The sequence below is a fragment of the Cupriavidus sp. 8B genome, assembly GCF_054589115.1.
Genome location: NZ_BAAILO010000410.1, coordinates 7,317 through 31,858 on the forward strand (window position 1 = coordinate 7,317; position 24,542 = coordinate 31,858).

General features: G+C 66.8%; 22 protein-coding genes and 1 pseudogene. 13 read left to right on the forward strand and 10 right to left on the reverse strand.

Annotated features, from left to right (window positions below):
• Nucleotides 1–92: 92 nt before the first annotated feature.
• Nucleotides 93–1,232, reverse strand: a complete 1,140-nt coding sequence (locus ACYP5B_RS38440) for an iron-containing alcohol dehydrogenase (protein ID WP_400095740.1) — start codon at nt 1,230–1,232, stop codon at nt 93–95.
• Between the two features lie 315 nt (nt 1,233–1,547).
• Here ACYP5B_RS38440 and ACYP5B_RS38445 point away from each other — a divergent pair, with 315 nt between their 5' ends.
• From ACYP5B_RS38445 to ACYP5B_RS38465, 5 genes are all read left to right on the forward strand, one after another.
• Nucleotides 1,548–2,327: an enoyl-CoA hydratase-related protein gene (locus ACYP5B_RS38445; RefSeq protein ID WP_400095738.1), complete on the forward strand. Its 780-nt coding sequence runs from the start codon at nt 1,548–1,550 to the stop codon at nt 2,325–2,327.
• Nucleotides 2,328–2,379: 52 nt separating this feature from the next.
• Nucleotides 2,380–3,612: a CaiB/BaiF CoA transferase family protein gene (locus tag ACYP5B_RS38450; RefSeq protein ID WP_459573069.1), complete on the forward strand. Its 1,233-nt coding sequence runs from the start codon at nt 2,380–2,382 to the stop codon at nt 3,610–3,612.
• 113 nt (nt 3,613–3,725) lie between these two features.
• Complete coding sequence (locus tag ACYP5B_RS38455) at nt 3,726–4,706, forward strand: tripartite tricarboxylate transporter substrate binding protein (RefSeq protein ID WP_459573070.1); 981 nt, start codon at nt 3,726–3,728, stop codon at nt 4,704–4,706.
• 4 nt (nt 4,707–4,710) lie between these two features.
• A complete protein-coding gene (locus ACYP5B_RS38460) occupies nt 4,711–5,640 on the forward strand; it encodes an amidohydrolase family protein (RefSeq protein WP_459573071.1) in 930 nt (309 codons plus the stop codon).
• A gap of 9 nt (nt 5,641–5,649) precedes the next feature.
• Entirely contained in the window at nt 5,650–6,057 is a 408-nt protein-coding gene (locus tag ACYP5B_RS38465; protein WP_318238054.1) for a thioesterase family protein, read from the forward strand.
• A gap of 18 nt (nt 6,058–6,075) precedes the next feature.
• On the opposite strand, the gene ACYP5B_RS38470 is transcribed toward ACYP5B_RS38465, so the two are convergent.
• The 3 genes from ACYP5B_RS38470 to ACYP5B_RS38480 form a co-directional block, all read right to left on the reverse strand.
• The gene (locus ACYP5B_RS38470; protein WP_400095733.1) at nt 6,076–6,999 is read right to left on the reverse strand and encodes a transcriptional regulator GcvA; all 924 of its coding nucleotides are present in this window, start codon (nt 6,997–6,999) and stop codon (nt 6,076–6,078) included.
• A gap of 217 nt (nt 7,000–7,216) precedes the next feature.
• Nucleotides 7,217–8,197, reverse strand: a complete 981-nt coding sequence (locus tag ACYP5B_RS38475) for a TIGR03571 family LLM class oxidoreductase (protein ID WP_459573072.1) — start codon at nt 8,195–8,197, stop codon at nt 7,217–7,219.
• A 48-nt stretch (nt 8,198–8,245) separates the two neighbouring features.
• Entirely contained in the window at nt 8,246–9,379 is a 1,134-nt protein-coding gene (locus ACYP5B_RS38480; protein WP_459573073.1) for an alkene reductase, read from the reverse strand.
• A gap of 385 nt (nt 9,380–9,764) precedes the next feature.
• Here ACYP5B_RS38480 and ACYP5B_RS38485 point away from each other — a divergent pair.
• The 4 genes and pseudogenes from ACYP5B_RS38485 to ACYP5B_RS38500 form a co-directional block, all read left to right on the forward strand.
• Nucleotides 9,765–10,084: pseudogene (locus ACYP5B_RS38485) on the forward strand (TRAP transporter large permease subunit); the annotation flags it as partial.
• Between the two features lie 10 nt (nt 10,085–10,094).
• A complete protein-coding gene (locus ACYP5B_RS38490) occupies nt 10,095–11,171 on the forward strand; it encodes a LacI family DNA-binding transcriptional regulator (protein WP_459573074.1) in 1,077 nt (358 codons plus the stop codon).
• A 117-nt stretch (nt 11,172–11,288) separates the two neighbouring features.
• On the forward strand, nt 11,289–11,594 hold the full coding sequence (locus ACYP5B_RS38495) for a hypothetical protein (RefSeq protein WP_400095727.1): 306 nt from the start codon (nt 11,289–11,291) through the stop codon (nt 11,592–11,594).
• Between the two features lie 505 nt (nt 11,595–12,099).
• Nucleotides 12,100–12,315, forward strand: coding sequence for a hypothetical protein (locus ACYP5B_RS38500; protein WP_459573075.1), 216 nt, complete (start codon nt 12,100–12,102; stop codon nt 12,313–12,315).
• Nucleotides 12,316–12,353: 38 nt separating this feature from the next.
• Here ACYP5B_RS38500 and ACYP5B_RS38505 read toward each other — a convergent pair whose 3' ends face one another.
• Nucleotides 12,354–13,358 carry a tripartite tricarboxylate transporter substrate binding protein gene (locus tag ACYP5B_RS38505; protein WP_400095724.1) on the reverse strand — a complete coding sequence of 335 codons (1,005 nt, stop codon included), beginning with the start codon at nt 13,356–13,358 and terminating at the stop codon, nt 12,354–12,356.
• Nucleotides 13,359–13,615: 257 nt separating this feature from the next.
• Here ACYP5B_RS38505 and ACYP5B_RS38510 point away from each other — a divergent pair, with 257 nt between their 5' ends.
• Entirely contained in the window at nt 13,616–14,056 is a 441-nt protein-coding gene (locus ACYP5B_RS38510; RefSeq protein WP_400095723.1) for a DoxX family protein, read from the forward strand.
• A 178-nt stretch (nt 14,057–14,234) separates the two neighbouring features.
• Nucleotides 14,235–14,480, forward strand: a complete 246-nt coding sequence (locus ACYP5B_RS38515; RefSeq protein ID WP_459573107.1) for an MFS transporter — start codon at nt 14,235–14,237, stop codon at nt 14,478–14,480.
• 66 nt (nt 14,481–14,546) lie between these two features.
• Here the strand turns inward: ACYP5B_RS38515 and ACYP5B_RS38520 are convergent, their stop codons facing one another.
• The gene (locus tag ACYP5B_RS38520) at nt 14,547–16,832 is read right to left on the reverse strand and encodes a helicase C-terminal domain-containing protein (protein WP_459573076.1); all 2,286 of its coding nucleotides are present in this window, start codon (nt 16,830–16,832) and stop codon (nt 14,547–14,549) included.
• Nucleotides 16,833–17,398: 566 nt separating this feature from the next.
• Nucleotides 17,399–17,686: a hypothetical protein gene (locus ACYP5B_RS38525; protein WP_459573077.1), complete on the reverse strand. Its 288-nt coding sequence runs from the start codon at nt 17,684–17,686 to the stop codon at nt 17,399–17,401.
• 541 nt (nt 17,687–18,227) lie between these two features.
• Between ACYP5B_RS38525 and ACYP5B_RS38530 the strand changes: the two genes are divergently transcribed.
• The gene (locus ACYP5B_RS38530) at nt 18,228–20,282 is read left to right on the forward strand and encodes an NAD(+) synthase (protein WP_459573108.1); all 2,055 of its coding nucleotides are present in this window, start codon (nt 18,228–18,230) and stop codon (nt 20,280–20,282) included.
• Between the two features lie 26 nt (nt 20,283–20,308).
• Here ACYP5B_RS38530 and ACYP5B_RS38535 read toward each other — a convergent pair whose 3' ends face one another.
• From ACYP5B_RS38535 to ACYP5B_RS38545, 3 genes are all read right to left on the reverse strand, one after another.
• Complete coding sequence (locus ACYP5B_RS38535; protein WP_459573078.1) at nt 20,309–20,821, reverse strand: DUF3016 domain-containing protein; 513 nt, start codon at nt 20,819–20,821, stop codon at nt 20,309–20,311.
• A gap of 94 nt (nt 20,822–20,915) precedes the next feature.
• Complete coding sequence (locus tag ACYP5B_RS38540) at nt 20,916–21,899, reverse strand: NAD(P)H-quinone oxidoreductase (protein WP_459573079.1); 984 nt, start codon at nt 21,897–21,899, stop codon at nt 20,916–20,918.
• A gap of 137 nt (nt 21,900–22,036) precedes the next feature.
• Nucleotides 22,037–22,990, reverse strand: a complete 954-nt coding sequence (locus ACYP5B_RS38545; protein ID WP_459573080.1) for a LysR family transcriptional regulator — start codon at nt 22,988–22,990, stop codon at nt 22,037–22,039.
• Nucleotides 22,991–23,115: 125 nt separating this feature from the next.
• Between ACYP5B_RS38545 and ACYP5B_RS38550 the strand changes: the two genes are divergently transcribed.
• The gene (locus ACYP5B_RS38550) at nt 23,116–24,363 is read left to right on the forward strand and encodes an MFS transporter (RefSeq protein WP_459573081.1); all 1,248 of its coding nucleotides are present in this window, start codon (nt 23,116–23,118) and stop codon (nt 24,361–24,363) included.
• Nucleotides 24,364–24,542: the final 179 nt, after the last annotated feature.

Here is a 24,542-nt window from a genome sequence, read left to right on the forward strand (position 1 = left end):
TGTGGCTCTCGCTCGGATGGAGGACCCACACGAAAGTCCGATGAACCTTTTTTATAGGTACAGCAGACTTCTGTGCGGGACTACACCGACGCCTACATCGCCTCGGCCAGCATCGCCGCGTATTCCTGCGCGCTCGCCATGCGCGGATTGGTCTTATGGCAGTGATCGGTCAGCGCGCCTTCGATAATGCGCGGGAACAGCGCGCTGGTCACGCCAAGCGCCGCCAGCCCGCTCGGCAGGCCCAGCCGCTGGTTCATGGCGACAATGGCCGGGCCGATGGCCTCAGGGCCGTCGAGCTGCATCGCCTGCGCCATGCGTGCCAGGCGCTGTTCGTCGCGTACCGATGGCGCCGATGCATTGAAGCGGATCACGGCGGGCAGCAGGATGGCGTTCAGGGTGCCGTGGTGCAGCATCGGATTGATCCCGCCCAGCGAGTGGCTGAGGCTGTGCACGCAGCCCAGCCCTTTCTGGAAGGCCAGCGCGCCTTGCATGGATGCGCTCATCATGTTCAGCCGCGCATTGCGGTCCTGCGGCGAGGCGGTGGCGGCCTCGATATGCAGCCAGGCGCGGCGCAGGCCGTCGAGCGCGATACCGTCGGCGGGCGGGTTGAACGCCGGCGCCAGGAAGGTCTCGATGCAATGGGCGATGGCGTCCATGCCGGTGGCCGCCGTCAGCCGCGGCGGCAGGCCAAAGGTCAGCTCCGGATCGCAGATGGCGACGCGCGGCACCAGGTAGGGCGAGAGCACGCCGACCTTGCGCCCGTCGTCGAGGATCAGCACGGCGCCACGGCCCACCTCGCTGCCGGTGCCGGCGGTGGTGGGCACGGCGATCAGCGCAGCGGTGGCCGCGGTGATGCGCGCCACGCCGCCTTCGATGGCGGCGAACGCCTTGAGCGGGCCCTGGTGCGTGGCGCACACGGCCACGCCCTTGGCCAGGTCGATGGGAGAGCCGCCGCCGACCGCGATGATGCCGTCGCAGCGGTGCTCGAGGTAGAGCGCCACGGCTTCGCGCATGGCGCGCTCGGTCGGGTTGGAGGGGGTGCCGTCGAAGACGACGGGCTCGATACCGGCAGGCAACTGCGCCAGCACGCGGTCCAGGATGCCTGCCGCCCTGACGCCGGCATCGGTGACGACCAGCGGGCGGGAGACGCCGATGCGCTCGCATTCCTGCGCCAGCAGCGCAACCGCGCCGAAATCGATCTGGATCTGGGTGATGTAGTTGATGAGGGCCATCTTGTCTCTTGTCTCCATGCGGGATGTGATGCGCCGCTTCTCGAGCATGGCAGGGAGCTGGCGAGAGCGGCTTTGGTGACGAAGTCTAGAAACAAGCCGCGAGCGCCACAACGTGGATTTACTTGAAGCGGCCCCAAGTTTTTTTCATAGCCGCGCGCGCCCTAGTTTTTCTTGAAATGCCGCTGAGTTTTTCTCGTTTGGCGGGCGGCGGCGGAAACCCTAGACTTGCGCAGGTCAAGGCACCGCACCGAACCTGTCCTTGGGGCAAGCGCCATCCAGCCGACATTCAACGACATCCAACGACAAATACAGACCATGAGACAAGCCATCCTGATCGAGTACGACGAGCGCATCGCCACCATCACGCTGAACAACCCCGACAAGCTGAACGCGCTCGACCTGGGCATGTGGCAGGGCCTGACGCAGGCGTTCCAGACGCTCTCGGCCAACGATGACCTGCGCTGCATCGTGCTGCGCGGCGCAGGCGACAAGGCCTTTGCCGCGGGGGCGGACATCGAGGAGTTCACCCGCATGCGCTCCAGCTCGGCGCAGGCGCAGGATTACGCGCAGGTTACCCACGCCGCCATGGAGGCGATTGCCGGCAGCCGCCATCCCACGGTGGCGATGATCCAGGGCGCGTGCGTTGGCGGCGGGCTGGAGATTGCGTCGGTGTGCGATATGCGCATCTGCGGCGAGTCCAGCCGCTTTGGCGTGCCGGTCAACCGGCTGGGGCTGGTCATGTCGTATGGCGAGCTGGGTGGGCTGATGGCGCTGGCCGGGCCTGCCGTGGCACTGGAGATCGTGCTGGAAGGGCGCGTGTTCGGGGCAGCCGAGGCGCTGGAAAAGCGCCTGGTCAACCGGGTCGTGCCCGATGCCGAGGTGCCGGCGCAAGCGTACGCCGCGGCACGCCGCATCAGCCAGGGCGCGCCGTTGGTCGCGCGCTGGCACAAGCAGTTCGTGCGCCGGTTGCTGAACCCCGCGCCGCTTAGCGCGGCAGAACACGCCGAGGCCTATGCCTGCTTCGATACGGAGGATTTCCGCATCGGCTACCAGGCCTTCGTCGACAAATCCAAGCCCGCCTTCCAGGGCCGCTGATCCGCCTGCCTTCCGCTATCAAGCCATCCGTTACCAAGCCACAAGGTTTCTAATGAATTTGCCTTTGTCGAACATCAAGGTCCTCGATGTCAGCCAGATCATGGCTGGCCCATTCTGCTGCATGCTGCTCGGCGACATGGGCGCGGATGTCATCAAGGTGGAAACGCCGGGCGTCGGCGACCAGACGCGCAAGGCCATGGGCTTCCGGCTCAAGGGCGAGGACAGCGGCGGCTTCCTGGCGCTGAACCGCAACAAGCGCAGCGTGGAGATCGACCTGAAGAATCCCGCCGGGCTGGAGGCGTTCTATGAACTGGTGCGCGGCGCTGACGTGCTGGTGGAGAACAACCGCCCCGGCGTGGCCGCCCGGCTCAAGATCGATTACCCGGTACTGCGCGAGATCAATCCGCGGCTGGTATATGCCAGCATTTCCGGCTTCGGCCAGACCGGCCCGTGGTCGCGCCGGCCCGGGCTGGACCTGATCGCGCAGGCGATGTCGGGGGTGATGAGCGTGATGGGCCATCCGGACGCGCCGCCGGTGAAGTCCAGCGTGCCGATTGCCGACCTGGGTGCGGGCCTGTTCAGCGCCTACGGCATCCTGAGCGCAATCATCGGGCGCGGCCATACCGGACAAGGCCAGTATGTGGACGCATCGCTGTTCGAGACCGCGCTGGGCTTGTCGGTGTGGGAGTCCGCGGAGTACTGGGGCACGGGCACGGTGCCAGTGCCGATCGGCAGCGCCAACCGCATGAGCGCGCCCTACCAGGCCGTGCGCGCGGCGGACCGGCACTTTGTCATCGGCGCGGCCAACCCCAAGCTGTGGGCCGCGCTGTGCGAGGTGATCGAACGCACCGACCTGCTGCAGGACCCGCGCTTTACCGACAATGCGGCGCGCATCCGCAACCGCGATGTGCTGATCCGCGAGATTGAAGGCGAGTTCGCCCGCAAGCCCGCGGACGAATGGGTGGACGCGTTGCTGGCGGCCGGCGTGCCGGCCGGCCTGATCTACACCTATGACGAGGCGCTGGTGAGCGAGCAGGCCGTGGCGCGCGAGATGGTGCTGGAGATCGACCATCCCGTGGAAGGCCGCGTGAAGGCGCTCGGCTTTCCCGTTAAGCTTAGCGGTACGCCGCAGCAGGTCCGCTATCCGGCGCCCTTGCTCGGGCAGCACACGCAAGAGGTACTTGGCGAGTTTGGCCTGGACGACATGGCGATCGAGGCACTGCGCGAACGTGGCGCCTTTGGGCAGCCGGTTGCGCCGCAAACGCTGAAGAACGGCACTGCCTGAGAAGACCTGGACAGCATTGGAAGCAAAGATTTGAAGCATTTGAAACATTGGAAGCACCACAATCACCACAAGCACCACAAGCACAAAGCATAAAAATCACGGAGACAAGCATCATGAAGTTTTACTCACACCCGTGGCGGGTGGCGGCGCACATCGTCATCGCCACCGTCGCCGCGTGGGCTGGCGTAGCCGCCGCGCAGGGCGATGCCTACCCCAACCACCGGATTGAGCTGATCGTGCCCTGGCAGGCCGGCGGCGGCGCCGACGTCGTTGCGCGGGCCTTGTCCGCTGCCGCCGCCAAGCACTTGCCGCAGCCGCTGGTCGTCATCAACAAGCCCGGCGCCACCGGCGCGGTCGGGCTTGGCGAAGTCGTGCACGCCAAGCCGGATGGCTACAAGCTGGTGCTGTCCTCCAGCGAAGTGACCTTCCTCAATTACCTGGGCCTGGCCAAGTTCACCTACCAGGACCTGGTGCCGATCGCGCGGCTCAATGCCGATCCGGCAGCGGTGGTCGTGCGTGCGGACGCGCCCTACGCCACGCTGGAGCAGTTCCTTGCCGAGGCCCGCAAGCCGGATGCAAACATCCGCGTGGGCAATGCCGGGCAGGGTTCCGCCTGGCATATGGCCGCCGCCGCGCTGGCCGAGAAGACCGGTGCCAAATTCAATCACATCCCCTATCCCGGTGGCGCGCCGGCCACCATGGCGCTGCTTGGCGGCCATATCGACGCGGTGACGGTGAGCACGGCCGAGGTCGCCACCTATGTGGCGGCGGGCAAGCTCAAGGTGCTGGCGGTGATGGCGGACAAGCGCGTTGCCGGCTTTGATAACGTGCCGACGCTCAAGGAGCGCAACATCGATTTGTCGATGGGCATCTGGCGTGGCATCTCGGCGCCCAAGGGCACGCCGCCGGAAGTCATCAGCATCCTCAAGGCGGCCGTGGCCAAATCGGTGCAGGAGCCGATCATGCGGCAGACGCTGGAAAAGCTGCACTTCAGCACGGATACCTACGCGGACGATGTGACGCTGCAGGCCGTGATGGCGAAGGAGTCGGCACAATACAAGCAACTGGCCAGCCGGATCGCGGTCAAGGATTAGCGCGATGCCTGATTTCACATTCGACCAGCCGTTTATCGATGCGCATCATCACTTCTGGGACCTGCAAGCCAATCCCTATCCGTGGCTGCAGGGGGAGGACGTAAAGGGCTTTCGCTATGGCGACTACGCCGCCCTGAAGCGCAACTACCTGCCCGAGGATTTCGCGCGCGACACGCGCGGCTTCGCGCCCGCCCGGACCGTGCATGTGGAAGCGGAGTGGGCCCGGGCCAATCCGGTGGACGAGACCATATGGCTCACTGCGCTGGCGCAGCGCGTGGGCCGCCCGTGCGCGCTGGTCGCGCATGCGCAGCTGGACCGCGGTGATGTGGCGGAAATCCTGGCGGCGCAGGCGGCCTTCCCGATGGTGCGCGGGATCCGGCAGAAGCCGGTGACCAGCGCCACCCGCGAGAGCGCCGCTCGCGGCTTGCGCGGATCGATGGACGACGAGCGCTGGCGGCAAGGCTATGCCTTGCTGGCGAGGCACGGCCTGTCCTACGACCTGCAGGCGTCATGGTGGAACCTGGACCAGGCCGCGGCACTGGCGCGTGATTTTCCCGGCACGCAGATCATCCTCAACCATACGGGCTTGCCGTCGGACCGCAGCGCAGCGGGGCTGAAGGGCTGGCGCGATGCCATGGCGGCGCTTGCGGCGCAGCCCAATGTGGCGGTGAAGATCTCGGGGCTAGGGCTGCCGGGCCGCGCGTGGACGGCAGTGGACAACGTGCCGGTGATCCGCGAAGCCATCGCCATCTTCGGCACCGATCGCAGCCTGTTCGCGAGCAATTACCCGGTGGACAGCCTGGTAGCCAGCTATGAGACGATTCTCAAAGGCTTCCTCAAAGCCATCGAGATCTATCCGCCGAACGAGCAGCGCAAGCTGCTGCACGACAACGCCGCTCGCATCTACCGGCTTGCCGGCATGCCGCACCCCTGAGGAACGCAGATGAAAGACAGCCTGAAAACCGGCGCAACGGCAGCCCGCTCGCTGACCGTGGACCGCCCACGCACGATCGATTTCCTGGGCGAGACGCTACGCATCTACGCTACGCCGGAATTGATCCGCGATATCGAGCAGACCTGCCTGGACTTCCTGCAGGACCACGTGGACGCGGGCGAAAGCTCGGTTGGCACCGAGGTCTCGATCCGGCACAGCGGGGCGACGCTGCTCGGCGGCGAGGTGACGATCCACGCGCAAGTCACGGCCATCGACGGCCGCAGCGTCACGTTCCGCGTGGCGGCCAGCGATGGCATGGAAGAGATCTGCACCGGCACGCACAGCCGCTTCGTGGTGAACGTGGACAAGCTGCGCGCGCGGGTGGAAGCCAAGGCGGCGCGGGGTCGCGCAGGCTGAGCGGCAAGCGCGGCGGGGTCAGGCGTGCTGGAGGTTGTCGCCCGCCGCGACCTCGGCGCGCAGCCAGTTGACGAAGGTGGTTACGCGCGGGTCGCTCAAGCGTTCTTCCGGGAACACCACGAAGTAGGAGAATTCCACCGGCAGGCGGATCTGCTCGAACAATCGCACCAGCCGCCCTTGCCGCAGGTCTTCCTCGACCCAGTTCTTCTTGACCAGCGCCACGCCAAGGCCGCTGATCGCGGCATTGATCACCAGGTGGCTCGGCCAGAACGACGGCCCGCGCGACGCATCCACATCGGTCACGCCTGCGTGGCTGAGCCACATGGACCAGTCCGGGTTGCTCACATCGGTGTAGGTGCTGTCGTCATGCAGCAAGGTATGGTGTTTCAGGTCGCCCGGCTCCTTGAGCGGGCGGGGGCCGGCCAGCAGCTCAGGGCTGCACACGGGAATCACCTCGACCGACAGGCACAACTCGGAATGCAGGCCCGGATAGTTGCCGCGGCCATAGCGGATGGCCAGGTCGAAATCGTCGCGGTCGAAGTTGATGGCGTGGTTGGAAGTGGAGACCTTGAGATCGACCGCGGGGTACTCCTTCATGAAGCGGTCCATGCGCGGGATGAGCCATTTGACGGCAAAGGTCGGCGGCATGTTGACCTTGAGCGCCGGCAGGTCCTTGCTGTGCAGGCGCTGCGTGGCGTCGGCCAGTTGCTTGAATGCCTGCTGCACGCTCGGCAGGTATGCCATGCCGGCAGGGGTCAGCACCAGCGACTTGGCCTCGCGCAGGAACAGCTGCACGCCGAGGCTTTCTTCCAGCGTCTTGATCTGGTGGCTGACGGCGGACGGCGTGACGTACAGCTCGTCGGCCGCCCGCGTGAAGCTGAGATGCCGGGCCGCAACCTCGAAAGCTCGCAGAGGATTCAGAGGGGGCATTTGTCGCGACATGCGGGTCTTTCCAACGGAAGCCAAAAGCAGGGGATCGAAAAAGCTGGCCAGGATGGCTACGCGCCAGGACCAGGGCGGGGCCCGAACCGATGGACGACACCAAGTCGACCAGACTAGCAGTTAGCGCTTTCCGATGGAATAGGGATGAGTCCCGGGGTACGCGGCAAAGGGGAGGGAGCGCTGCCTGCGGACTGCGCCTGGCAACATCCACTTCTCTTCATGCCGCCGAGGCCAGTGGCACCGTACTGCCTGCTGCTTCGCCTGCACCATGAAAGCGCGGCAGCACATACGCCGCGATTTCCTCCATCACCTCGCGCACCGGCCGGTGGCTGCGGCGCAAGTGCAGGCCGATGTGCGCGGCGCCAGCCTTGTGCATTGCGTGGAGCTCGTCGATCAGCCCGTTGCGCCCGACCGCCGCGCCAAAGCGGTGACGCTGCATGGGCGCATCCGGATCGTCGAGCAAGTCCAGGTGGATGAAGCTGATGTAGGGTTTGGTGTTCGGAGTGCTGCCGGCCACGCTGCGCCACAACCCGCTGCGGCGCACATGATCTTCCGGCGTGCCGGGGTAAGCCAGCCAGCCGTCCATGTGCTCGCCCACCCAGGCGGGATCTTGCTGCGCCAGCCCCGCCACCAGCAACGGCAGCGGCTTGCGCAGGCGAGGCAGCAATTGCACGCCGGCCGGCAGCGTAGCCGCGCCCGCATCGCGCAGCAGCGCCACCTGCTCACGGAAGGCCTTGCCGCGCTGCGCGAAGTCGCGGCCGAAGATCGGGTACTCGATGGGACGGTCGCCGCTGGCCACGCCCAGCATCAGCCTGCCGTTGCTGAGGTGGTCCACCGTGGCGGCGGATTTCAGGGTCAGCAGCGGCTCGCGCAGCGGCAGCACCACGGCGGCGGTGCCGAGCAGGATGCGCTCGGTCACGCCGGCCAGGTAGCCCAGGTAGCTGAAGGTCTCGAAGACTTGCGCGGCGTCGCCGAACTGTGGGTCGTACAGCGGCACGTCGCGCACCCATAGCGCGCGAAAGCCGAGCTGGTCCGCCAGCCGGGCCAGTTCGCCGTGGCGCGCCAGGTCGGGCTCGCCGGGCAGGCGCCGGGCCTCGCGCCGCGCGCGGTCTCCGGCGGGCGACCAGTCATTGTCCAGCGGCAGTTCCACGCCGACGCTGAAGCCGCCGGCGGTGAGTGTTTCCAATGCGGATGGCATGGTGGGTTCCTGGTTCTTCTCGTCTTGCTCGATTGACTGCTTGCCGGCTTATGCGGCGGCCTTGGCCTCGGGCGCGTCCTGGCCCGTGAAGCGCGGGTAGTCCGTGTAGCCCGCGGCACCGCCGCCGAAGTACTTCGTGCGGTCGCCAGCATTGAGCGGCAGGTTGTGTTGCAGCCGGTAGGGCAGGTCCGGGTTGGCGATAAACGGGCGCCCGAAGCCGATCAGGTCCGCCCAGCCCTTGGCGAGTGCTTGCTCCGCGCGCGCCTTGCTGTAGTTGCCCGAGTAGATCAGCGTGCCCGGATAGATCGCGCGCAGCGCCTCCTTGAACGCGGCCGGCATCACCGGCGCATCCTCCCAGTCCGCCTCGGCGATATGGATGTAGCCCACGCCGATCCGGCCGAGCATATGCGCGGCGGCCAGGTAGGTTGCCTCGGGCGTGTCGTCGACTGCACCTTGCAGCGTGGTCAGCGGCGCCAGGCGTACGCCGATGCGGTCGCGGCCGACCACGTCGGTCACGGCCTGCGCCACCTCATTGAGAAAACGCAGCCGGTTTTGCAGCGAGCCGCCGTAGGCGTCGTCACGGGCATTGGCCTGCGAGTCGATGAACTGGTTAATCAGGTAGCCGTTGGCGCCATGCAGCTCGACCCCGTCGAAGCCGGCTTCCAGTGCGTTGCGCGCGGCCTGCGCGTAATCGGCCACGATGCCGGGGATCTCGTCGATCGACAGCGCGCGCGGCGCGGAGTGCTGGATCATCTCGCCGATGCCGCCCTGCGGGCCTTGCCCGGTCGCATCGACAAACACCTTGACGCCCTCGGCCACCAGCGCGGACGAAGACACAGGCGCGCCTTGCCCCGGCTGCAGCGAGGTGTGCGACACCCGGCCCACGTGCCAGAGCTGCGCGAAGATCTGGCCGCCGGCGGCATGCACGGCATCAGTGACCTTGCGCCATCCGGCGACCTGCTCGGTACTGTAGATGCCCGGCGTCCAGGCGTAGCCTTGGCCCTGGCGGCTGATCTGGCTACCTTCGGAAATGATCAGGCCGGCGCTGGCGCGCTGGCTGTAGTACTCGGCCATCAGCTCGGTGGCCACGTCGCCGGCGGCGGCCCGGGAGCGGGTCATCGGGGGCATCACGATGCGGTTGCGGGTGGCGATGTTGCCAAGGGCGTAGGGGGTGAACAGCATGGCTTTCTCAATGGGAGGTTGGTCAGGCAGGAAGTTCGGATGCGGCGAGGGCCTCGAAGAGGCTTGGCGCATTGGCGAGCGTTGCCGGGCAGATGCATTGGATTATCGGGACAAGCTGTTTTTGCAAAAACCCCGTGACCGGCAAATCATTCTTGCGGCCAGATCAAGGATGGCGAAGAGGTACCTGGCAGCGTGGCGGCCTTGCATTTGTCTCCCAACCGCCTATGATCTTGTAAATCGTTTTAGTAAATCGTTTTACTGAAACACTTAATGCCAAGGGTCAAGTGCGCAGCCGTGGCAATCGTGGAATCAGGCGAAGTACAACACGATCCGTTTCGCCGCAGGTTAGTGACGTCCTGCCTGGCCCTGGCCCTGGCCGCTGGCGCTCTCCATCCTGTTCGGGACGATCCTGGAAGGCGCGCCGGCGCTGATCCAGTTTGGCCCGCTGTTCACGCCCATTGCGCAGCAGGCCGGCGTGCATCCGCTACACTTCGGCACGGTGATGGCGATCGCCATGGGCTTCGGGCTGTTCATGCCGCCCTTGGGCCTGGGGCTGTTCGCCACTTGCGCGATGACCGGCACGCGCATGGAGCAGGTGGCCGGGCCGATGCTGAAGTACCTCGCCATGCTGCTGCTGATTTTGCTGTTGTTGACCTGTTACCATCGCTGACGCTATGGCTGCCCCGCCTGATGAAGCTGGCATGAGATCCCGATAATGGCAACCATACAAGATGTCGCCCGACTGGCGAACGTATCCGTGAGCTCCGTTTCCAACGTGCTCAACGGACGCACCGAGCGCCTCAACCCCACCACGTTCGAGCGGGTGCAGGAGGCCATCCGCGCGCTCGGCTTCCGGCCCAGCCAGGTCGCGCGCCAGCTCAAGACCGGCCAGACCCCGATGCTGGGGCTGCTGGTGCCGTCCACCGCCAACCCCATGTACGGCCAGCTCGCGCTGAAGATCGAGGCCGAGGCACAGCGCCAGACCGGCTACCGCGTCCTGCTGGGCAATACCAACCGGGACCGGGAACAGGAGTCGCGCATGCTCGACGACCTGCTCTCGTTTGGCGTGCATGGCGTAATCATCGTGTCGTCGCTCACCGACGAGCGGCATTTCGAGGCGGCGGCCAGGCAGGGGCTGGCGATGGTCAGTTATGACGGCGGCGCCGATCCGAACATGCCGGCGCGCATCGATCATGTGGCGCCCGACAACTTCCAGGCAGGCCACCTGGCCGCGTCGCACCTGATCGAGCGGGGCCACCGGCGCATTGCCTTTGTGATGCCCGCCGGGCGCACGGTGAGCCGCGCGAGCAAGATCGCCGGTTTCCAGGCCGCGGTGAAAGAGGCCGGGCTGGGAGACGCGGTGGTGATAGAGTGCCCGCCCGCCGCACACTATGGCGATGCCGAACTGGCGGAACTGGGCCAGATCCTGGGGGCGCAACTGGCGCAGGCCAGCGCGCGCCCCACCGGGCTGGTCGCGGTCAACGACATGATGGCGATCGGGCTGATGTCCGGCCTGCACCAGGCGGGCTTGTCGGTGCCGGCCGATGTCTCGGTGATCGGCATGGACGACATCGGCATGTGCTCGTACACCAATCCCGCGCTGACCTCCGTGGCCATGCCCTTTGGCGAGATGGCCGAGGCCATGGTGCGCCGGGTCATGCTGCGGCTGGCGCAACCGGACGAAGCGCCGATCCGCCTGTGCTTTCCCAGCGGGCTGGTGGTGCGCCAGTCCACCGCGAAGCCGCCGGCCGTCAACCGGCTGGCTGGCGCGAGCGTATCAATGCACGGCTGAGGCCAGTGTTGCACGCCCGTGGCCGCGGGGGGAGCCCGCTGCCATGGGCTGATGGAACCACGCACGCCGTGCGTGGCTGTGGTTGTCTCAAATCGACCTGAATCGTGGAGGAACGAGATGGCGCTCGACAAACCGGAACGCCGGCTGGCAGGCCCGGCCAGGACGTATATCGAGGCCGGATATGCCATCGAGGTGGATATCCTGCAGGTGGCGGATGGCAACTGGGGAGCGCTGGTCCGCCTGTCAAGGCTGGCCGACGGCCAGGTGCCTGCCGCGCACTTCATGCTCGACCGCACGTTCGAGGACCGCGCCATGGCGTTCTCGTACACGCTGGCGCTGACGCGCTCCTGCGTAGCGCAATTCGCACCGGCCAGCGCAAGCACGATTGCCGAGATGCTCAAGACCGGGAAGGCGGACCAATAGGATTGCAAAGGCCATCCAGCATGCAGCAGACGCGGCGCACCACAAATGACCGGATCGATGCAGCGCCAGCCCTGGCCGGCGCCGGATATCCGGCGAACGATCGCAACGGCACGCGCGGCCTTCCAGGCACCGGCACGTTACGGCAAGAGCTGAAGAGGGGACCCACCAGGCAATCATGCCTTACTACGAGCACCACCTGTACGCCGCCTGCGGGGCGGAGTTCAAGCTCAACCTGTTTCCCCATGCAGCTCGATGGCCTGACCCCCTGGTCCAGGGTGTTTCGCGGCCAGCCAGCCCTGGTGCCCAAGGAGCGCTACCTGGACCTGTGCCGGCACGGCGGGCGCTTCCGCTTCCTGGCGGAGATGTGCGCGCGCTGGCGGCCCAAGGTGGTGGTGTGCCTTGGCCACCGGCATACGGAGGATTTCGTCGACGCGTTCGCGCTGGACTACGCGGCGGTGCGCGACGAGCAGCTGCAGCCCGCCGACCTGGTGAAATCCTTGCGGGGGTGTTCACGCGCGACGACACCACCTGGATCATCTGCCCGGCGCTGGCCGGCCCCTCGGGGCTGACCTCCGACGTCTTGCTCAACGCCTTCGGCAAGCTGCTTGCCGCCAGCCTGGACGCGAGCGACTTCGGCCTTGCGCAGGCAGGCCGCAAGGCCGTGGGCTTCCGCCCATGGCCGCAGCCGGCGGCTTACCTGCAGGCCGAGCCCTTGCGCTGACGTTGCCCTCTCCTTGCATCAATTCGCATCAATCCGCATCAATCCGCCTTGAGGCCGATCCGCAGGGCCAGCTTGGTCCACCGCGCGATATCGGCGTTCACCACCCGCTGGAACTCCGCCGGCGTGCTGAGGGTGGTGGCGAATCCCAGGTTCGCCAGGCTGGCCCTGACTTCCGGCCTGGCAATGACCCTGGCGATTTCCAGGTTGAGCTTTTGCACGACCTCGGGCGACGTGCCCGCTGGCGCCAGGATGCCGAACCACTGGTCGACGTCGTAGCCGGGCAGGCCCAGCTCGCTGGCCGCCGGCACTTCGGGCAGGAACGGCGAGCGGCCGCGGGACGTTACCGCCAGCGCGCGCAGCTTGCCGGTCTTGAGGTAGGGCAGGGTGTTGGTGAGCGTGTTGATGCTGACGTCCGCCTGGCCGCCCAGCACGTCGGTCATGGCGGGAGCGCATCCCTTGTAGGGAATGTGCAGCAAATCGATCTTTGCCGAGATCTTGAGCAACTCGCCCGCCAGGTGCTGCGGCGTGCCGTTGCCGCACGACGCATAGCTGGGCGGCTTGCCCGAGCGGCCGGCAGCGATCAGGTCCTTGAAGCTATGAATCGGGGAATGCTCAGGCACGGCGATCACGGACGGCACCGACGCAAACGCGATGACCGCGCTGAAGTCCTTGCCTGGCTCGAAGGGCAGCTTGCGGAATACGCCGGGATTGATGGCGAAGCTGCTGTTGACCACCAGCAGGGTATAGCCATCCGCCGGGCTCCTTGCTACCAGCTCCGCGCCGATATTGCCGCTGGCGCCGGGCCGGTTGTCCACCACCACGGCCTGCCCGAGGCTGCGCCCCAGTTCCGTGCCGATCACCCGCGCCAGGGTATCGGTGCCGCCGCCCGGCGGAAAGGTCACTACCAGGCGGATCGGCCGCTGCGGGAAGTCGGCGCCAAGGTTGGCATTGGCGCTGGCATTGGCCCGGGCCGGCATGCCTGCCAGCGCCGCCCCAAGCAGCGAGATCGCCGCGAGGCAGCGTACGACGGATGAGAATTTCATGTGAAGCCATCTTCGGATGACCGACATGATAGAGCAGCGTGTGCGCACACATGGCGGCAGGGTTATTGCCGCAGCATGGGCGCCGCCCTGCCCGGTTCGCTTCGTCCTGGCCCGCGCCGCATCCTACAATCCATGGTGTGACGCCGTCGCGGCTCGTGACCGGCAGGACGGTTGGCGGCACGGGCACTCCCGGTTTTGCTTTTTTTTTTGCGGGTTGGCAAGCGAGTTGGCAACATACCTACCAAGGGGATGCATCGATGGAATCGAGAAGCTCGTACGCCGGGACCGCCCGGGACAATGGACTGTCGCGCACCGGGGCCGTCATTGCGTGGCTAGGCTTGCTGGGACTTTGCGCGGCCTATCTGCAGGGCGGCATCAACAAGGCGCTGGATTTCCCCGGCGCCGTGGCCGAGCTGGCCCACTTCGGGCTGTCGCCCGCCGCGCCCCTGGCGGCGGCTACCATCGTGCTCGAACTGGGGGCTTCGCTGATGATCCTGCTTGGCTTCCATCGCTGGGCCGGCGCCCTGGCGCTGGCGGTGTTCACCGCCTTCGCCACCTTTCTCGCCAACCGGTTCTGGCTGATGGCGCCGCCGGAGCGCTTCATGGCGGCCAATGCTTTCTTCGAACACCTCGGCCTGGTTGGCGGCTTCGTGCTGGTGGCCTGGTACGACCTGCGTCAACGGCGCAATCGTGGCTAGCCGGGCGCATGGCCGCGGCGCGCCGCCGGCGTCACCGGACCTGGAGTTGACATGAGCCAGGAGGTTTCCGGCGCAGGCGCCGCGCTGGCCGCGCCCGCGGGCGGGCCGTGGAGCCCCCCTTGCGCAACAAGTTGTTCCGGGCCATCTGGCTGGCCACGCTGGCATCCAACATGGGCACCTGGATGCCGCCGTCCGCGAGATGCGGCGCGTGCGCCGGCGGGGCGGGGCGCTGTCATGGAGCCTGTTCGAGGACATGGACGAGCCTGGGCGCTATGTGGAGACGTTTGTGATCGAGTCGTGGCTGGAGCATCTGCGCCAGCATGAGCGCTTCAGTGTGAACGACAAGGCGATCCAGGCCCGCGTCCATGCGCTGCACCTGGGGCCGGCGGCGCCCAGGGTCAGGCACTTCGTGTCCCCGCCGTAGCGAGCGCACGCGACGGCGCGCAAAGCGGCTTGTTCGAGCGGTGGCCGCCGCGTTCGCCCGCGGCGGTTACCCCGCCACCTCCCACCACGGCGGGAGCAGGGCGCGAACCTCCGGCCGCGCAAAGCGGTCATCGATCAGGTGCACCACGCCGCGGTCCGCTTCCGTGCGGATCACGCGCCCGGCCGCCTGCACGACCTTCTGCAGGCCGGGATAGAGATAGCCGTACTCGTAGCCAGAGCCAAACACCGACTCCATCCGGCGCATGGTCAGCTCATTGATCGCATTGAACTGCGGCAGGCCCAGCGTGGCGATGAACGCGCCGATCAGCCGGTCGCCCGGCAGGTCGATGCCCTCCGCGAAGGAGCCGCCCAGCACCGCAAAGCCTATCGCGCAGGCATCCGGCGCGAACGCGTCCAGGAACGCGGCCTGCGCGGTTTCGCTCATGGTGCGGGCCTGGCGGCGCACGGTGATGTCCGGGCAGCGGCGCTCAAACGCATCGGCCACCTGCCGCAGGTAATCAAAGCTGCTGAAGAACGCCAGGTAGTTGCCAGGGCGCGCCCGGTACTGCGCGGCGAGCAGGTCCACGATCGGGGGTACGGAGCGCTCGCGGTCGCGGTAGCGCGTGGAGATACTGCCGGCAATGCGTACCGTCAGCTGGTCGGCGCTGAAGGGAGACTGCACTTCCAGCCAGACCGTGTTCTGGGGCAGGCCAAGCGTGTCGCTCACGAAGCGCGCGGGGTTGAGCGTGGCGGAGAACAGCGTGGTGCTATGGGATGCGGCGAACCGTGGCGCCAGGAAGGGTGCGGGGATGAGGTTGCGCACGGCGAGCCGGCCCTTGTCGCCTTTGCCCTTGATCAGGTGTGTTGTGACGTCGCGGGTACTCGCCTCCTTGCTCAGGTCGAAGACGGAATGCGCGTCGAGCGACTCGGCCAGGCGGCAGAAGTGCAGGGCATCGAAGTAAAAGCGCTGCAGATCGGCGCTCACGCTGGCTGGCTCCTCGGTGAGTTGGTCGAGGATGGCCGAGGCGGTGCGCTCCAGCGCCGAGAGAAACGGCGCGGGAATGTCCGGATACGCGGCGTAGTCGCTTTCCTGCGCCTTCGTGAGCAGGTTCCACTGGCGTCCCAGGCGGCGCAGCGCGGCAGCGACGGGGCCAGACGCCTCGCGCCGCAGCCCCGGCAGGACCGCCGGGTCCAGTTCCGCCGAGTACATCTTGCGCGCGCGGTCGAGCAGGTTGTGCGCCTCGTCGACCAGCACCCCGGCGCGCCAGTCGTTGGCCGCGGCCATGCCATGGAGCATCGCGCCGCGGTCGAAGTAATGGTTGTAGTCGCCGACCACGAGATCGGCCCAACGCGCCATTTCCTGCCCCAGGTAATATGGGCAGATATCGTGCGCCAGCGCGATCTGGCGGATCGCGGCGCGATCGAGCCGTTCCTGCCCGGCGGCATCCAGCCGCGCCGCCGGCAGGCGATCGTAGAAGCCGCGCGCAAGCGGGCACGATTCGCCGTGGCAGGCGAGCTCGGGATGCTCGCAGGCCTTGTCGCGCGCGGTCAGTTCCAGCACCCGCAGCGCCAAGCCCACGTTGGCATCGCGCAGTCCCTGCGCGGCATCCAGCGCCATCTGCCGGCCAGTGGTCTTGGCCGTCAGGTAGAACACTTTGTCGATCTCGCCTTGCGGCACCGCCTTGAGCATGGAGAACAAGGTGCCCGCCGTCTTGCCGATGCCCGTGGGTGCCTGCGCCAGCAGGCAACGGCCCGAGCGCCCGGCGCGATAAACCGCCTCGGCCAGCTCGCGCTGCCCGCGCCGGAACGACGCATGGGGAAACGCCATGCCCGCCAGCGCCTGGTCACGCGCCCCGCGATGGGCCGCTTCCTGCGCGGCCCAGCTGGCAAACTGCTCGCACTTCTCCTCGAAGAACGCCTTGAGTTGCGCGGCCTCGTGATGCTCGCTGAAGGTCGATTCCTGCTGGCTCGCCATGTCGAAATAGACCACGCCCACGTTCATGCCAGCAAGGCCGAGCTTCTCGCACAACAGCCAGGCGTAAATCCTGGCCTGGGCCAGGTGCAGGTGCCGATGGTTCTCCGGCAGCGCCGCCCAGTCCCCGCGCACCGTCTTGATCTCCTCCAGCAGGTTCCTGGCGGGGTCGTAGCCATCGGCACGCCCGCGCACCCGCAGATCCCTGAACTCACCCTCCAGGCTGATCTCCGACTGGTAACCCGACCCGCGGCGCGACTGCACCAGCGCATGCGCGGCCATGCCGTCGGCAGCCGTTGGCGAGGGCGTGAAGCGCACATCGAGGTCGCCCTTTTTCGCAGTGAACTCGCACAGTGCGCGCACGGCGACGGTGTAGGTCATCGTGGGGGGATGGAGGCTAGAGGGAAGAGATTCGTCTCTATGTCAGGAACGAGGCACTTGCGAGCGGGAGTCACTGGATAAGCGTGCTGCGGTGGCGGACGGTAGGAATATAGCGGGTTTCTGCTTTGCGCCGTGGGAGGCGCAGATTCCGGCCTGACGACTCTGTGGGGCTTCGGGAGAGTGCAGGGGATTGCGTTTGGCGGCCGAACCCGACGGACACAATTTTTGACGTATGCAACGGAGATTCAGCTGGTTGCTCAGGCTACATTTGCTTTTGGCTGTTGTGCTGCCAGCTGGAAATGCGAAAGGGCGCTTATTAGGCGCCCTTTCAAAACCGGCCCCGGAGTCTGAGCACTGACTGTTTGGCACTCCGCTTGCGCGGGCGTGGCCAGGAGAAGACCTCACCGGGGATTACCGGGCGAGTATAGCAAACGCGAAATAAGGCATGCAAGACTTCTACCCCGCACTCGTGAAAACCTTCGGCCCGGCTTAATGCGTATCACGATAGCGACGGCACGCCTCTGAACCTGGATGTGGTGGCGCGATACGCGCACAACATGGTCGTCTCACAGAGGCTGAACCCCGCTCTGCACATCTTTGAGGTTGGGCTGCGGAACAACGTGCATCAGGCATTCAGGACGCACTTTGCTGACCCCGAGTGGTATGACAAACCGGGCCTGCTGGGCGTGAAGCAGCGAGCGCAACTTGCGGTCGGGCGGGGCAAGCTCAGTGCCGCCAACAAGGCCGATACACCAGACCGCCTGGTCGCAGAGTTGACGCTTGGATTCTGGGTCGGATTGTTCTCCAGCAACTACGAGCACCACCTGTGGCGCGCCAACGTCTCGCTGCTGCAAGCAGTTTTCCCGCGAGCGCCGCGTCACGCTCGGAACAGAGCCCACATCAGCAGAGTGCTCAACCCGTTGAGAGATTTGCGCAACCGGGTGCCCACTGGGAACGCGTGGCTCACAACCCTAAGCTCAACAATCTTAAGCGGGATATCGACCGCGTCGTAGGTTGGCTGTGCCCTGCCGCGCGGCGCCTGCTCGAACAATGCGATACCTTCGATGACGCGGTCGGCGAAATGGCTGCCGCAACGGTACGTGCCACCGTCGGGGCATGTTTTGAGTTCGAGGAAATTCGCAGCCTATGAGCGCTTTCGCCTTTGTGGTCCACGTCAACCGATAATTGTTGGATGAATCCTGCTTGAAAAAACCACTTCCGCCGGGCTTGGCGCTGCTGTAGCGCCCCTGGACAGCGGCCCCATCCGAACACACTCCAGCACCGCTGGCCGCGCGCGTCGTAGAATTGCGCCATATACCGCACAACCCACTTCCCCGCTCGGCTTGCGCCGGAAGCGCTGCGCCGCGCAGTGCAAGGATGATTGACATGACTGACATGAAGAACCCGTTCCTCAATATCTACGCCCATGGCTTTGCCCGCGTGGCGGTAGGCGTGCCGGTGTGCCGCGTGGCCGACCCGGCCTTCAATGCCGCCGAAACGATCGCGCTGGCCAGGGATGCCGCCAGCCAGGGCGCGGCGCTGGTGGCCTTTCCGGAACTGGGCTTGTCCGCCTATACCTGCGACGACCTGTTTCATCAGCGCGCCTTGCTCGATGCCTGCGAGGCGGCCCTGGCGGACATTGTCGATGCGTCGAAGACGATTGCCACCACGCTGGTGGTGGGGCTGCCGCTGCGGGTCGAGCATCAGCTGTTCAACTGCGCGGCGGTGGTAGCCGGCGGGCGGATCCTTGGCGTGGTCCCCAAGACTTACCTGCCGAACTACTGGGAGTTCTACGAGGCGCGGCAATTCAGTTCGGCGGACAGCGCGGTAGCCACCGAGGTGCTGCTCTGCGGCAGCAGGGTGCCGTTCGGCGCTGGCCTGCTGTTTGAAGCGCAGGACGTGCCGTTCTTGCGCTTCCATGTGGAGATCTGCGAGGACGTGTGGGTGCCGATTCCGCCGTCGTCGTTCGCGGCGCTGGCGGGCGCGACCGTGCTGGTGAACCTGTCGGCCTCCAACATCGTCGTCGGCAAGTCCGGCTACCGGCATCAGCTGGTCAGCCAGCAGTCGGCGCGCTGCCTGGCGGCGTACCTGTACAGCTCGGCGGGCAAGGGCGAGTCGTCCACTGACCTGGCGTGGGACGGGCAGGCGCTGATCTACGAGAACGGCGAGCTGCTGGCCGAGTCCGAGCGCTTTGCGGACAGCTCGCACCTGACCTTTGCGGATGTCGACCTGGAGCGCCTGTCGCGTGAGCGCATGCACCAGACCACGTTCGGCCACTCGGTGCGGCGCCATGGCGCGGAGGTGGCGAAGTTCAAGGTGATCCCCTTCGCCATGAGCATGGCGCTGGACAAGCCACTGCCGCTGCGCAGGACGGTGGAGCGATTCCCCTACGTGCCGTCCGACGCGCGCCGGCGCGACGAGCGCTGCAGCGAGGTCTACAACATCCAGGTGCAGGCGCTGGTCCAGCGGCTGTCGGCCAGCGGCATCTCCAAGGTGGTGATCGGCGTCTCCGGCGGGCTGGATTCCACGCACGCGCTGCTGGTGTGCGCCAAGGCCATGGATCGGCTGAAGCTGCCGCGCACCAACATCATCGGCATCACCATGCCGGGCTTTGCCACCAGCGACCGCACGCTGCTCCAGGCGCGCAAGCTGATGGAGGTGGTGGGCTGCGTGGCGAAGGAGATCGACATCCGGCCAAGCTGCGTCGAGATGCTCAAGGACCTCGGCCATCCCTACGCGTCCGGCAGGCCCGTGTACGACGTCACGTTCGAGAACGTGCAGGCGGGCGAGCGCACCAACCATCTGTTCCGCTTTGCCAATCACAGCCACGCCATCGTGATCGGCACCGGCGACCTGAGCGAGCTGGCCCTGGGCTGGTGCACGTATGGCGTGGGCGATCATATGTCGCACTACAACGTGAATGGCAGCGTGCCGAAGACGCTGATCTCGCACCTGGTCCGCTGGGTGGCAGAGACCGGGCAGATCGGCAATGCCGGCTCCGACGTGCTGCTCGACGTGCTCGGCACGGAGATCAGTCCCGAACTGGTGCCGGGCGACTCCGCCGACGCGCCCCAGCAGAAGACCGAGAATTTCATCGGCCCGTATGAGCTGCAGGATTTCAACCTGTACTACACGCTGCGGTTCGGTTTTACGCCGACCAAGATCGCGTTCCTTGCCCTGAGCGCATGGGGCGACCGCGACAAGGGCAACTGGCCCGACGGGCCGGACGTGGTGCGCAACGTGTACAAGGTGGCCGACATCAAGCGCAATCTGCGCATCTTCCTCGACCGGTTCTTCCGGACCAGCCAGTTCAAGCGCTCGTGCGTGCCGAACGGGCCCAAGGTGGGGTCGGGTGGCTCGTTGTCGCCGCGCGGCGACTGGCGGGCGCCTAGCGATTCGGAGTCCGTGGTGTGGATGAAGGATCTGGAGCGGGTGCCGGACGAGATTTGACCGAGCCGGGTGGCTGTCGACTCTGGCTATCGCCCGACGACGCGCTTGACGATGCGCTTGTCGAACCAGTCATCCAGCATGGCCTTCTCGTAGCGCAGCGGGTCGCTGCTCGCGTAGATGTTCACCGACATCATGAAATCCATGTCGACGAGCCGGTCTTCGCCGCTGGCCAGTACCTGGTCGCCACGGCTCAGGGTGTAGCGCAGTGTCATGCGCGGCCAGGTGATGTCCCGCACCACCCGCAGATCCTGGCCGCGCAAGCGCAGTGGCTCGAAGCGGCCCGCCAGGTCGATGTCGAGCACTTCGATCCTGAGCGTGTCGTCCCGCGGCAGCTTGCGCTCGGCCAGCCGCTCCAGGTGCTGCCGTATATCGTGCTCCACGGCGGCGAGATCTTTCTCGCTTGCGTACGCGTGGCTGTATGCGGCGTCGGTGTAGCTTTCCGGATTGACGAAGGAGACGGAGAGACGGCCGTCGGGCGGCGCGGCAAGCGCGTTGACGCCAAACAGTGCCGCGGCGGCAAAACACAGGTCTTTGCGCATTGCAACCTTCCGTTCCATGATGAACCTATCGGGTTCGACACCGGATGGGGAACGCTTGTTCCGGGCTGGGCCAGCCCCCTATGCTTGCCCGCTCTCACGCGATCGAGAGAACGATCTTGCCGACGCTCTGGTTCGACTCCATGCGCCGGTGCGCGTCGGCTGCCTGCGCCAGCGCAAAGACGCTGTCGATCACCGGCACCAGGCCGTTCTGCCCGAAGCCATCCAGCCAGCGCTCGCCAAAGCGGCGCGTCATGGCGTGCTTGACGGCTGCCGGCCGGGATTTCATCACGGTGCCGATGATCTGGAGATGCCCGAACAGCACCCGGTCCAGCGGCAGCACGCCGCCTTCGGTGCCGCCCATGATGCCGACCTGGACCAGGCGGCCGCCATCCGCCAGCGAGCGGACATTGCGCTCCAGGTAGGGCGCGCCCACGAAGTCGATCACCACATCCACGCCGCGCCCGCCGGTGGCCTCGGCAACGGCTTTGGCGAAATCCACCGACTTGTAGTCGATGCCTACATCCGCGCCAAGCGCGCGCACGCGATCCAGCTTGCTGGCGCCGGCGGTGGCGAAGACCTTTGCGCCGATGGCATGCGCGAGCTGCACCGCCGCCGAGCCGACACCGCCGGCGGCCGCGTGGATCAGCACCGACTCTTCGGGCGCAAGGTGGCCAAGGTGGATCAGCGCCTCATGCGCCGTAACGAACACTTCCGGAATCGCTGCCGCATGGATGTAGTCGAGGCCTTGCGGAATGCGCATGGCCATGCGGTAGTCGATGCGCGCGATCTCGGCGTACGCGCCGCCGCCTACGATGCCCATGACCCGATCGCCGGCCTTGAAGCCCACGGCCTCGGGGCCCACGGCGATCACTTCGCCGGCGATTTCCAGGCCCATGATGGCCGAGTCGCCGAAGTTGGCCCGGCCATAGCCGCCGCGCCGGTGCGTGAGGTCGGCGCGATTCACGCCCACCGCGTGATTGCGCACGAGCAGGTCATGCGTGCGCAGTTCGGGCGCCGGCGCCTCGGCCAGTTGCAGTACGCCGGCGTCGCCGAATTCGTTGAAATCGATGGCTTTCATGGCTTTTTTTTTTGCTGCGGATGACATGGAACCTCGCAGCATATGCCTGCACCTGCGCCGTGATAATGGGCTGAATGTCGGCAACGCTTTTGCGTGGGGCGCAAAACTGCGGCCAGAGCGCTTTGCGCGCAACGCATTCAGCCTGCCATCGCGGTCGGCACGGCCTGCCGCATCGTTTCCACAAAGCGGCGCAGCTTGGCGGGATAAAAGCTGGCATAGGGATAGATCAGGTACATGGGCAGCGACGACGCGCGCCACAGCGGCACCAAGTGCAGCAAGCGGCCTGCGGCGATATCGTCCGCCAGCAGCCACGCGGAGGCTACGCAAACGCCCAGGCCCATTACCGCCGCGCTGCGCAACGCATACAGGCTGTCGGTGCCCACGCGTGGGCGAAAGGTCAGCCGCTGGCTGTCTCCCGTGGTCGCGTGGGTCAGCGACACCTCGTTGCGGTAGAAGGTGCGCAGCGACAGCCACGGCAGCCGTGCCAGCTCGTTGGGGTGCGACGGCATCGCCGCGCCGTCCAGCACCGAGGGCGCCGCCACCACGATGCGGGGCACCTCGCCCAGCCGGATCGCTACCACCGACGGGTCGCTCACCTCGCCAACGTGGATAGCGCAGTCGATGCCCTCGGCAATGAAGTCCGGGGTCTGGTCATGCAATAGCCACTCCACCGTCACCCGTGAGTGACGGCGCAGGAATTCCGCCAGCGGCCCGACCAGTTGCTGCTGGCCGAAGGCATGGGGCACCACCACCCGCAGCGTGCCCTCGGGCTCGTCGCCGGCGCCGCGCAGGTCCGCCTCGAACGCCTCCCAGCCCGCCACCAGCTCCTTGGCGCGGTCGAAGCAGCGCTCGCCATCCTCGGTGAGCTTCATCGCATGGGTGGAGCGCTGCAGCAGGCGCAGGCCAAGCGAGCGCTCCAGGCTTTGCAGGCGGCGGCTGATGGTGGGCTGGGTGGTGCCCAGTTGCGCGGCCGCCGCCGACAGGCTGCCGGCCTCGACGATCCGCACGAAGGTCTGCATCAGCTCGATGCGGTCGGCAGAGGGGGCCGAGGGGGCAGAGGGGGCGGCTGGGGCGGAGGGCTGCGGTTTCATGGTTCGTGGCATGGCGGCTCTTGGTCATGCGCCCGGCGTATAGGCATTGTGCGAAGTGTAGTACTACCGCGTGCCGTGGGCCACCGGCAAACTCCAGCCATGTTTTCAATCTGAGGGCTAACGCGATGTCTTCCATTCAAGCTACACATACAACCGCTGCCGCGCACACAGCGCACACGGCGGATTCCCCCGCCACCGGCTTGCCTGCACGGCTGGTCCTGCTGCTTGCCGCGGGCGCCGGCCTTGCCGTGGCGTCGCTGTACTACAGCCAGCCCATGCTTGGCGTGCTAGGCCCGGACATTGGCGCGTCCAACCGGGCAGTCGGCCTGGTGCCCACGCTCACGCAGCTAGGCTATGCGCTGGGCATCCTGCTGCTGGCCCCGCTGGGCGACCGCTACGACCGCCGGCGCATCATACTGGCCAAGGCCGCCGTGCTCAGCGTCGCGCTGCTGGCCAGCGGCGCCGCCTCCGGCATCGGGCTGCTGCTGGCCACCAGCCTGGCGATTGGCCTGGCCGCGACGATGGCGCAAGACATCGTGCCGGCCGCCGCCACGCTGGCGCCAGAGTCGCACCGGGGCAAGGTCGTCGGCACCGTGATGACCGGGCTGCTGCTCGGCATCCTGCTCTCGCGCGTGCTCAGCGGGTTTGTGGCGGAGCACTTCGGCTGGCGCATCATGTTCGTGATCGCGGCGGTCAGCATCGCGCTGATTGGCCTGGTGGCCGCGCGCGGCCTGCCGCGCTTCAAGCCCACCACGCACCTCGCATACAGCGCGCTGCTGGGCTCGCTGGGCAAGCTGTGGAAGAAGCACGGCGCGCTGCGCCGGGCGACGCTGTCGCAGGGGCTGCTGTCGATCGGATTCAGCGCATTCTGGTCGACCCTGGCCGTGATGCTGCACGGCGCGCCGTTTCACCTGGGCAGCGCGGCCGCCGGCGCGTTCGGCCTGGCCGGTGCCGCCGGCGCGCTCGCCGCACCGCTGGCGGGCCGCCTGGCCGACCGCAAAGGCCCGGAGCTGGTCACCCGCCTGGGCATCGCGCTGACCGCGATCTCGTTCGCCGGGATGCTGCTCTCGCCGCTGCTCGCACCGCACGCACGGCTGTGGCTGATCGCGGCCAGCGCGCTCGGCTTCGACCTTGGCGTGCAAGTGACGCTGGTCGCCCACCAGACCATCGTCTACGGGATCGAGCCCGGCGCCCGCAGCCGCCTCAATGCGGTCCTGTTCGTCGGCATGTTCGTGGGGATGGCGGCCGGCGCCGCGCTGGGCAGCCTGCTGCTGGCGCGCTGGGGCTGGATGGCCGTGACGCTGTTGTCGACCGCGACGGCAATCGGGGCGCTGGTTGTGCGGATGTGGCCGGGGGCGCGGCTGGCCCGGTGAGGTCTTCCCAGCCGTAAATGAAAGGAGCCCCGCCAGCCAGGGAAAGGGCATGGCGGGGCGAAGGTACGGTGCTAGGGGCCACTCACGTACGGGGACGAGTCTGGGGCAGGGAGCGCGCGTCGAATGTCTGTCGCCGCACAGAATGAGGCCGGCACCAGCCGCCAGCTGCATCGCGTGGA

What these genes read in the sequence shown, in the direction of transcription:
- ACYP5B_RS38440 (WP_400095740.1), bottom strand. Translation starts at nt 1,232, where the DNA reads ATGGCCCTCATCAACTACATCACCCAGATCCAGATCGATTTCGGCGCG.
- ACYP5B_RS38445 (WP_400095738.1), top strand. Translation starts at nt 1,548, where the DNA reads ATGAGACAAGCCATCCTGATCGAGTACGACGAGCGCATCGCCACCATC.
- ACYP5B_RS38450 (WP_459573069.1), top strand. Translation starts at nt 2,380, where the DNA reads ATGAATTTGCCTTTGTCGAACATCAAGGTCCTCGATGTCAGCCAGATC.
- ACYP5B_RS38455 (WP_459573070.1), top strand. Translation starts at nt 3,726, where the DNA reads ATGAAGTTTTACTCACACCCGTGGCGGGTGGCGGCGCACATCGTCATC.
- ACYP5B_RS38460 (WP_459573071.1), top strand. Translation starts at nt 4,711, where the DNA reads ATGCCTGATTTCACATTCGACCAGCCGTTTATCGATGCGCATCATCAC.
- ACYP5B_RS38465 (WP_318238054.1), top strand. Translation starts at nt 5,650, where the DNA reads ATGAAAGACAGCCTGAAAACCGGCGCAACGGCAGCCCGCTCGCTGACC.
- ACYP5B_RS38470 (WP_400095733.1), bottom strand. Translation starts at nt 6,999, where the DNA reads ATGTCGCGACAAATGCCCCCTCTGAATCCTCTGCGAGCTTTCGAGGTT.
- ACYP5B_RS38475 (WP_459573072.1), bottom strand. Translation starts at nt 8,197, where the DNA reads ATGCCATCCGCATTGGAAACACTCACCGCCGGCGGCTTCAGCGTCGGC.
- ACYP5B_RS38480 (WP_459573073.1), bottom strand. Translation starts at nt 9,379, where the DNA reads ATGCTGTTCACCCCCTACGCCCTTGGCAACATCGCCACCCGCAACCGC.
- ACYP5B_RS38490 (WP_459573074.1), top strand. Translation starts at nt 10,095, where the DNA reads ATGGCAACCATACAAGATGTCGCCCGACTGGCGAACGTATCCGTGAGC.
- ACYP5B_RS38495 (WP_400095727.1), top strand. Translation starts at nt 11,289, where the DNA reads ATGGCGCTCGACAAACCGGAACGCCGGCTGGCAGGCCCGGCCAGGACG.
- ACYP5B_RS38505 (WP_400095724.1), bottom strand. Translation starts at nt 13,358, where the DNA reads ATGAAATTCTCATCCGTCGTACGCTGCCTCGCGGCGATCTCGCTGCTT.
- ACYP5B_RS38510 (WP_400095723.1), top strand. Translation starts at nt 13,616, where the DNA reads ATGGAATCGAGAAGCTCGTACGCCGGGACCGCCCGGGACAATGGACTG.
- ACYP5B_RS38520 (WP_459573076.1), bottom strand. Translation starts at nt 16,832, where the DNA reads ATGACCTACACCGTCGCCGTGCGCGCACTGTGCGAGTTCACTGCGAAA.
- ACYP5B_RS38530 (WP_459573108.1), top strand. Translation starts at nt 18,228, where the DNA reads ATGAAGAACCCGTTCCTCAATATCTACGCCCATGGCTTTGCCCGCGTG.
- ACYP5B_RS38535 (WP_459573078.1), bottom strand. Translation starts at nt 20,821, where the DNA reads ATGCGCAAAGACCTGTGTTTTGCCGCCGCGGCACTGTTTGGCGTCAAC.
- ACYP5B_RS38540 (WP_459573079.1), bottom strand. Translation starts at nt 21,899, where the DNA reads ATGAAAGCCATCGATTTCAACGAATTCGGCGACGCCGGCGTACTGCAA.
- ACYP5B_RS38545 (WP_459573080.1), bottom strand. Translation starts at nt 22,990, where the DNA reads ATGAAACCGCAGCCCTCCGCCCCAGCCGCCCCCTCTGCCCCCTCGGCC.
- ACYP5B_RS38550 (WP_459573081.1), top strand. Translation starts at nt 23,116, where the DNA reads ATGTCTTCCATTCAAGCTACACATACAACCGCTGCCGCGCACACAGCG.